Annotated in this window: 8 protein-coding genes; 3 read left to right on the top strand and 5 right to left on the bottom strand. The window is 72.7% G+C overall.

Annotation, left to right across the window (positions count from 1 at the left end; translation table 11 throughout):
* Positions 1–124 precede the first annotated feature (124 nt).
* From AB0K18_RS06005 to AB0K18_RS05985, 5 genes are all read right to left on the bottom strand, one after another.
* The gene (locus AB0K18_RS06005) at positions 125–1,039 is read right to left on the bottom strand and encodes a hypothetical protein (RefSeq protein WP_364910478.1); all 915 of its coding nucleotides are present in this window, start codon (positions 1,037–1,039) and stop codon (positions 125–127) included.
* A 90-nt stretch (positions 1,040–1,129) separates the two neighbouring features.
* Positions 1,130–2,092 carry a hypothetical protein gene (locus AB0K18_RS06000; RefSeq protein ID WP_364910476.1) on the bottom strand — a complete coding sequence of 321 codons (963 nt, stop codon included), beginning with the start codon at positions 2,090–2,092 and terminating at the stop codon, positions 1,130–1,132.
* A complete protein-coding gene (locus tag AB0K18_RS05995) occupies positions 2,089–2,934 on the bottom strand; it encodes an ABC transporter ATP-binding protein (protein ID WP_364910474.1) in 846 nt (281 codons plus the stop codon). Before AB0K18_RS05995 ends, AB0K18_RS06000 begins: the two co-directional genes overlap by 4 nt.
* Positions 2,931–3,323 (bottom strand): GntR family transcriptional regulator, encoded by a 393-nt coding sequence (locus AB0K18_RS05990; RefSeq protein WP_345406917.1) that lies wholly within the window; start codon positions 3,321–3,323, stop codon positions 2,931–2,933. Before AB0K18_RS05990 ends, AB0K18_RS05995 begins: the two co-directional genes overlap by 4 nt.
* 58 nt (positions 3,324–3,381) lie before the next feature.
* On the bottom strand, positions 3,382–3,837 hold the full coding sequence (locus AB0K18_RS05985) for an acyltransferase family protein (protein ID WP_364910471.1): 456 nt from the start codon (positions 3,835–3,837) through the stop codon (positions 3,382–3,384).
* Positions 3,838–4,021: 184 nt separating this feature from the next.
* On the opposite strand from AB0K18_RS05985, the gene AB0K18_RS05980 reads away from it, so the two are divergent.
* Genes AB0K18_RS05980 through AB0K18_RS05970 form a run of 3 tightly spaced genes read left to right on the top strand, consistent with a single transcriptional unit; the run spans position 4,022 to position 7,269 of the window.
* The gene (locus AB0K18_RS05980; protein ID WP_364910468.1) at positions 4,022–5,164 is read left to right on the top strand and encodes a sensor histidine kinase; all 1,143 of its coding nucleotides are present in this window, start codon (positions 4,022–4,024) and stop codon (positions 5,162–5,164) included.
* Positions 5,165–5,169: 5 nt separating this feature from the next.
* Complete coding sequence (locus AB0K18_RS05975) at positions 5,170–5,856, top strand: response regulator transcription factor (RefSeq protein ID WP_364910465.1); 687 nt, start codon at positions 5,170–5,172, stop codon at positions 5,854–5,856.
* Between the two features lie 36 nt (positions 5,857–5,892).
* Positions 5,893–7,269, top strand: a complete 1,377-nt coding sequence (locus AB0K18_RS05970; RefSeq protein WP_364910462.1) for a nitrilase-related carbon-nitrogen hydrolase — start codon at positions 5,893–5,895, stop codon at positions 7,267–7,269.
* Positions 7,270–7,298 lie beyond the last annotated feature (29 nt).

Below are 7,298 nucleotides of genomic sequence, written 5' to 3'. Positions count from 1 at the left end.
CACGACGAACCGGGGCCTGCTACCGGGCGCTCCGATGCTTACCCGGACGGGACTTTCACCCGCAGGCCTGGACCAGCTTCCAGGACGCAACATGCGCGCAGCTTAGCCGCCCCGGCGGGGCGGCTCACGCGGGCGCGGGCGCGGCGGCGCGCAGCCGGTGGTCGAGCGCGGCGCCTCCGGCTGCGGCGGTGACCCCTTTGCGTAGCCACTGCTCCGCTGCCGCGCTCATCCGCGCGCCCACCTCCAGCGCCGCCGCCTTGCCCGCCACCGGGTTGGTGCCGGCCGCCTGGCCGAGGATCACGCCCAGCACCAGGCGGCCTTCGACGCGGGAGGCCCACATCAGGTTGCCGCCCGCCGCCGTGCCCGAGCCGGTCTTGACGCCGATGACGCCGTGCGTGCCCAGCAGCGTGTTCGTGCTGGGCAGCCGCCTGGAGTCGCCCGGCACGGCGGTGTCCGCCTGCGCCACCACGGCGCGGAAGACCGGGTCGCGCATGGCCGCCTTGGCCAGCTTGAGCTGGTCGGACGCGGTGCTGACCGTGCTGTCCTCGATGCCGCTGGCCCCCGTGTACGTGGTGGCGATCATGCCGAGGCGGCGGGCGGCGGCGTTCATGCGGACGGCGAAGCGCTCCTCCGAGCCGGCGTCCCACCGGGCCAGCAGCCGGGCCGCGTTGTTGCCGGACGGCACCAGCATCAGCTCCAGCAGCCGCCGCAGCCGGATCCGCCGCCCCTCGACCAGCGGCACGGTGGACTCCTGCGGCAGGAAGGACTCCTCGGCCGCCGTCCGGTCCACGGTGATCCACGGGCCCTGGCCGGAGGGCTTGAGGGGGTGGCGGCGCAGCAGCACGTACGCGGTCATCACCTTCGTCACGCTCGCGATCGGCACCGGCTCGGCGCCCCCGCTCGAACCCAGGCTGCCCACGCCCACCACCTCCACGGCGGCCTGCCCCTCGTCCGGCCACGGCAGAGGCACGTCCGTCCCGGAGGCGACCCCGCATCCGGACAGCACGCACACCAGGACAAGCATCACGAATCTCCGCATGCCGGCCAGCGTGCGGCACCGATGTCTCCAGCCCGCGATGAGCGCGTCTCCACCGGGCGGCGACCATGCGTCAGGTGTGTAGCAACGGCCTCAGCCCGGACGGCGGAGGGTGCGGCGCACGGCCAGCCCGACGAGTGCCGCCGAGGCCAGTGTCAGGATCGACGCCTCCGTCCACTGGAAGCGCCAGAACCGGGACGGCGGGTGGTAGTACACGGCGTAGCGGTAACCCTTGCCGAACAGGCACGCCTGCCACGCCTCGGCGTTCCTGCTGCTCTGCCCCGCGTCCACGCGGCGCGGGCAGCCGGTGCTCGAAGGGTCGTCCACCTCTGTCCCCGACGGCTCGACCCAGGTGGCGCGTACCAGCCGGGCGTCCTGGTCGGGCAGCACCACCGTGCCGGTCAGCTCGGCGCGGGCCGGCTCGGCGTAGTGGTCGCTGAGCTGGAACAGCGTGAACATGGTCACCACCACACCGGCCACGACCAGCGCCATCGCGGGCAGCGTCCGCCGGAACATGGTGCCGGCGAGCGTGCCGAGCGCGTACGCGTACAGCCACCACGCCGCCGGCACCACGCCGACCATGTTGAACACGCCGATGTTGCCGAACGCGGAGTCGATCCCCGTCCTGAACACCGGCCGCCACAGGCTCACCATGAGCGAGAGCAGCAGCCCGCCCGCCACGACCGCCCCGCCCAGCACCGACAGCTTGATCGCCAGCCACCGCCCCACGGACACGGACTGGGTCCAGGCCAGGCGGTGGGTGCCGCGCTCGTACTCGCGGCCGAGCAGCGGCGCGCCCCAGAAGGCGCCGATCAGGGCAGGAGCGACCAGGGGCATCCAGCCGAACACCGAGTACACCGCGTCGTAGCGCTGTCCGAGTGCCACGGCCAGGTCGCCGCAGGCCACGGCGGGTCCCGGGCAGCCGGGCGGTGCGTGCTCGGCGACGTACCGGCCGGCCTCCACCCCCGAGCCGAGCAGCAGCACGCCGAGCACTGCCAGGAAGCCCGCCGTCACGAGGATCTGCGCCCGGTGCTGGCGCCACGTCACCCAGATCACGCGCGCACCCCCGCGAGCCCCGGCAGCGCCGCCGACTCAGGGCTGCGCAGGTAGCCCATGACCAGCTCGCCCAGCCCCGGACGGCGCGCCCGCCAGCGCGGGTCGGGCGGGAGCGCGCCCCTGACCAGCATGCTGACCTGCCTGCCGGTACGGCTCGCGGTCACCACGTGGGTGCCCGCCGTGGACGCCTCCTCCGGCCCGGTGAGCACGACATGCCCGTCGAGCAGGTCCTCGATGTCGCCGCTGACCTGCAGCCTGCCGCCGTTGAGCACGATCAGCCAGTCGCACGTCTCCTCCAGGTCGGAGACGACATGGGAGGACAGCAGCACGGTCAGCTCGCGCCCGGCCACCTCCGCCATGATCGACCGCATCACGTCGTGGCGGGCCAGCGGGTCGAGGTTGGCCAGCGGCTCGTCCAGCACGAGCAGGTCGGGCCGGCTCGCCAGCGCCAGGGTGACCGCCACCTGCGCCTGCTGGCCGCCCGACAGCCGGCCGGTCTTGCGATCCAGCGGGATGCCCAGCGCGGCGAGCCGGTCGGTCGCGGCGGCGTCGTCCCAGTGCCGGTTCATGCGGCGGCCGAAGGTGAGCATCTCGGCGACGGTGAAGCCGTCGTACAGCGGCTTGTCCTGGGCCACGAACGCCACCTCGCCGGCCACCCGCACGCCGCCCATCGCGGGCCGGAGCAGGCCGACGGCCGCGTGCATGAGCGTCGTCTTGCCGGCGCCGTTGGGGCCGACGAGCGCCGCCACGCGTCCTGCGGGCAGCGACAGCGAGCAGTCGCGCAGCGCCCACGTACGGCGATAGCGGACGCCCAGCCCGGTCGCCTCCAGCACGGGGCTCATGCCGCGCCCTCCTTCGCGACGTCCGCCACGACCACGGTGAACAGCGCCCGCAGATCCTCCTCGTCGAGCCCCGCAGCGCGGGCGTCGCGCACCCACGACTCCAGGGACCGCCGCAGTCGCGTGTGGTCGGCGAGCGTCGCACCCGCGATGCCCTGCCGGACGAACGTCCCCATCCCGGGCCGCCCCTCGACCAGCCCTTCGCGCTCCAGCTCCCGGTACGCCTTGAGCACGGTGTTGGGGTTGATGGCCAGGCGCTCGACCACCTCGCGGGCGGTCGGCAACTGGTCGCCGGGCCGCAGCGTGCCGAGCCGGAGAGCCTGTTTCACCTGGTGCACGAGCTGCAGGTAGGTCGAGACCCCCGAGCCGCGATCCAGGTTGAACTCGATCAACCAGAATCACCCTTTCACTATTTCAATAGGGAAAGGGTGATGGGAAGATCGCTCGTTGTCAACTCGGGGCGGTCGGCGGCTTCCGACGGCCGAGGCCGAGGAGGAATCTGGTGAGGCTCCAGCGCCGCGCGATCTCGTAGGTGATCAGGCTCAGGGCGAACGACACGGTCATGATCACCATGTACGGTAGCGGCCCGGCGTCGGCGTGCCGCAGAACGGAGAAGCCCACGGCGACCAGGAACGTCTGATGCAGGACGTACAGGGGGAAGGCCGCCTCATTGCAGTACGCCACCGCCTTCGACCCGCCACCGAGGTGCCGCCTGCCGTACCCGAGCATGGCCAGCAACGCCGTCCAGCAGGCGAGGTCGCGCACGGCCGTGGCTGGCAGGCTCTCCTGGCCGCCGAGCAGAAGAACCCCTGCGGCCCCGCACACTGCCAGCGCCAGGAACAGCGGCCGCCACCGCTCGATCATGTCCATGATCGAGTCGTCGGTGGCGACGAGGAAGCCCAGCATGACACCGTCGAACGAGCGTTGACCACCGTACTGACCTTCCTGCTGCCGCCTCCCCCGAGCGACGAGCCGCCACGCTCCTGATCGCGAAGGTGGCCCCCGGAGACCTCCGCCCGCATCACCGCCAACCGACGCCGCTACTCCCGCTGACCGCCGCAGGATCGCCGCTCGGGGCGATAATGGGCCGGTGATCGACAGGAGTGGCGTCGGCAGGGTGCCGATGGCCTGGGCCGGTAAGTTCTCCGGTCGGCGGGCCGACGGTGTGATCGCGGCGACCGTCACCGTGGCCACCCTCGGCCCGCTGCTGGTGCCCGATCCGAAGGTGTGGTGGATCGTCGCCTTGGGCCTGGTCGCCTCCGTGCCCGTCTACTGGCGCAGGCGCGCGCCCATGGCGGTGGCGCTGCTCGTCGGTACCGCGATGACCGTCATGGTCCTCTGGGAGAAGCCGTTCCTGCCTTTCGGCCCACTGGTCGCCGTCTACACCATCGCGGACCTCAGTCCCACGTGGGAGCGGCTGGCCGCGATCCCGGTCATCGTCGTCACCGTCGGTGTGTCCCTGGCGCTGCCCGGGGAGGACAGCGAGACGTTCCGCCTGATGGGCGTCGCTTTCGTGGCCGCGTACGCGCTGGGCACCAGTGCGCGGGCGCATCGGTCACGGGCGGCGGAACTGGCCGAGCGGGCCCGCCGCCGCGAGCAGGAGCACATCGCCGCGGTGGCGGAGGAGCGGGCACGGATCGCCCGCGACATGCACGACATCATCACGCACGCCGTCGGACTGATGGTCGTGCAGGCAGAAGCCGGGCCCGTCGTCGTACGGAGCGACGCGCCAAGGGCCGAGGCGGTCTTCGACGCGATCGCCGGCACCGGCAGAAGCGCGCTGACCGAGCTACGCGGCCTGCTCGCGGCCCTGCGCACATCGGCCGCCCCGGCCGAGGAGGACCTCGGGCCGGTCCAGCCGCGCCTGGACGGCCTCGCCTCGCTGGCCGAGCGGAGCGGGCTGCAGGTGGTCATGACCGTGGAGGGCGAGCGGCGGCCGACACCCGGCAGCGTCGAGGCCGCCGTCTACCGGATCGTTCAGGAAGCCCTCACCAACGTGCGCCAACACGCCGGGGTGCGCGCCGTACGGCTGCGACTGCGCTGGACCTCGCGGGAGCTGCTCGTCGAGATCGCCGACGAGGGCGGCGGCCCGCGCCACGACGACGACGGCAGCGGCAGCGGCTACGGCCTGGTCGGCATGCGGGAACGCGCGGCCGCGTGCGGCGGAACTCTCACCACCGGACCAGGACAGGACGGCGGATACATGGTCAGGGCCGTCTTTCCGCTTGAATAGCGCACATGCTGCGCGTGCTCATCGCCGACGACCAGGATCTCATCCGGGCCGGGTTCGCCCTGATCCTCGGGGCTCAGCCGGACATGCTGGTGGTGGGCGAGGCGGCGGACGGCGACGAGGCGGTCGTGCTGACCGGGCGGCTGCGTCCGGACGTCGTCCTGATGGACGTGCGGATGCCGGGCAGGAACGGCATCGAGGCCACCCGGGAGATCTGCGCGACCACCTCCTCCAAGGTGCTCGTCCTGACCATGTTCGACCTGGACGAGTACGTCTACGACGCCGTCCGGGCCGGCGCCAGCGGCTTCCTGCTCAAGGACATCCGCCGCGACGAACTGGCGCACGCGGTGCGCACCGTCGCCGCCGGTGAGGCGCTGCTGGCTCCCGCCGCCACCCGCAGGCTGCTGGAGAACCTGGTCAGACGGCCCACCCACGGTCCCGTGCCGCGGCTGGCGGTACGGCTGGAGGCGCTCACCGAGCGGGAGCGCGAAACGCTCAGGCTGGTCGCCCGCGGACTGTCCAACGCCGAGATCGCCGCCACGCTCGTGGTCACGGAACACACGGTCAAGACACACGTCAGCCGCATCCTGACCAAGCTTGACCTGCGGGACCGGGTGCAGGCGGCGGTGTTCGCCTACGAATGCGGCCTGGTGGTCGCCGGTGAGAGTGACATCGCGGATCACTCTTGCGACTGACGCGCCGGCGGGGTAGCCGCGAGCAGCATCGTCGCCATGAAACGCCTCGCGATCCCGCTCGCCGCGGCCCTCGCCTCGGCTGTCCTGCTGCACTTCGGCACCGGCCTGCATCCCGTGGCCTGGCTGACGTGGCTCGCTCCCCTGCCCGTCCTGCTCGCCGCTCCACGGGTGAGTGCCGGCCGCGCCTTCGGCGCGGGCGCCCTCGCCTGGCTCGGCGGGCAGCTGCAGCTGTGGCCGTACTTCACCGGGACGATTCTGATACCGGTCCCGGTGGCGGCCGGCCTCCTCGCCGGGCCGGCGCTGCTGTACGGCCTGGGCGTGCTGCTGCACCGCTCACTGCTGGCGCGGCGCCGGCCACTGCCGGCCGCGATCGCCGTGCCGGCGCTGTGGGTCGGCGTCGAATACCTGATGGCGCTGGCCGGCCCGCACGGCGCCTGGTGGAGCCTGGCCTACACCCAGGCCGATGTGCTGCCCGTCCTGCAGACGGCCTCCGTCACGGGCGTCTGGGGGATCACCTTCCTGCTCCTGCTCGTGCCCGCCGCCGTGGCCGCGCTGCTCGCACCGGGCCAGGAACATCGGCGCCACGTCGCGGTGACCACGGGTGCGCTGGTGGCGCTGGCTTCGGCGTACGGCTTCGCCAGGCTCGGCACCGGCCAAGACGGCGAGCGGCACCGTACGGTCGCACTGATCTCCACCGACAACCCGCGCGACACCCAGGACCTGGACTCTCCGCAGGGTCGCGACCTGCTCCACCGCTACGACCAGGCCATCGACGCGGCCGCCGCCGGCGGCGCCGAGATCGTGGTGCTGCCGGAGAAGACGTTCCAGGCGGACACCCCTCGCCTGCCGCCGGCAAGACCGGGAGTCGCGGTCGTCGCCGGCGTCGCGCTCGACGCCGGCGCGACGCAGGCGAACACCGCGCTGGCCACCCCGACCGGCGCCCGCTACGACAAACACCACCTGATTCCCGGGCTGGAGTCCGACTTCACCCCCGGACGCGCGCTGACCTTCCTCGACCGGACCACCATGGGCCTGATCATCTGCAAGGACCTCGACTTCCCCTGGCTGGTGCGGCGGTACCGCCAGGCCGGTGCGACCGCGCTGCTCGCCCCGGCCTGGGACTTCGACGAGGACGCATGGCTGCACAGCCGCATGGCGATGGTCCGCGGCGTGGAGAGCGGGCTGTCGGTGGCCCGCGCGGCTCGCCAGGGCGTCCTCACGGTGAGCGACACCCGGGGACGGGTGCTGGCCGAAGGCCGCAGCGGCGACCGCGGGATGAACACGGTGTACGCGGAGCTGCCGCAGCAAGGCGCCTCCACCGTCTACACCCTCCTGGGCGACTGGGCCGCCTGGTCCTCCGTCGCCCTGCTGCTCATCGCACTCGCCAGGCTCCGCACCCGTCACCCTTCGTAGAACGCCACCCGCAGCATGATCGGCGGCGG

Origin of the sequence: Nonomuraea sp. NPDC049421, from assembly GCF_040677005.1 — a bacterium.
Taxonomy (GTDB): Bacteria; Actinomycetota; Actinomycetes; order Streptosporangiales; family Streptosporangiaceae; genus Nonomuraea; species Nonomuraea salmonea.
This window is presented reverse-complemented; position numbering and strand designations above follow the sequence as displayed.

What these genes read in the sequence shown, in the direction of transcription:
- AB0K18_RS06005 (WP_364910478.1), bottom strand. Translation starts at nt 1,039, where the DNA reads ATGCGGAGATTCGTGATGCTTGTCCTGGTGTGCGTGCTGTCCGGATGC.
- AB0K18_RS05995 (WP_364910474.1), bottom strand. Translation starts at nt 2,934, where the DNA reads ATGAGCCCCGTGCTGGAGGCGACCGGGCTGGGCGTCCGCTATCGCCGT.
- AB0K18_RS05985 (WP_364910471.1), bottom strand. Translation starts at nt 3,837, where the DNA reads ATGCTGGGCTTCCTCGTCGCCACCGACGACTCGATCATGGACATGATC.
- AB0K18_RS05975 (WP_364910465.1), top strand. Translation starts at nt 5,170, where the DNA reads ATGCTGCGCGTGCTCATCGCCGACGACCAGGATCTCATCCGGGCCGGG.
- AB0K18_RS05970 (WP_364910462.1), top strand. Translation starts at nt 5,893, where the DNA reads ATGAAACGCCTCGCGATCCCGCTCGCCGCGGCCCTCGCCTCGGCTGTC.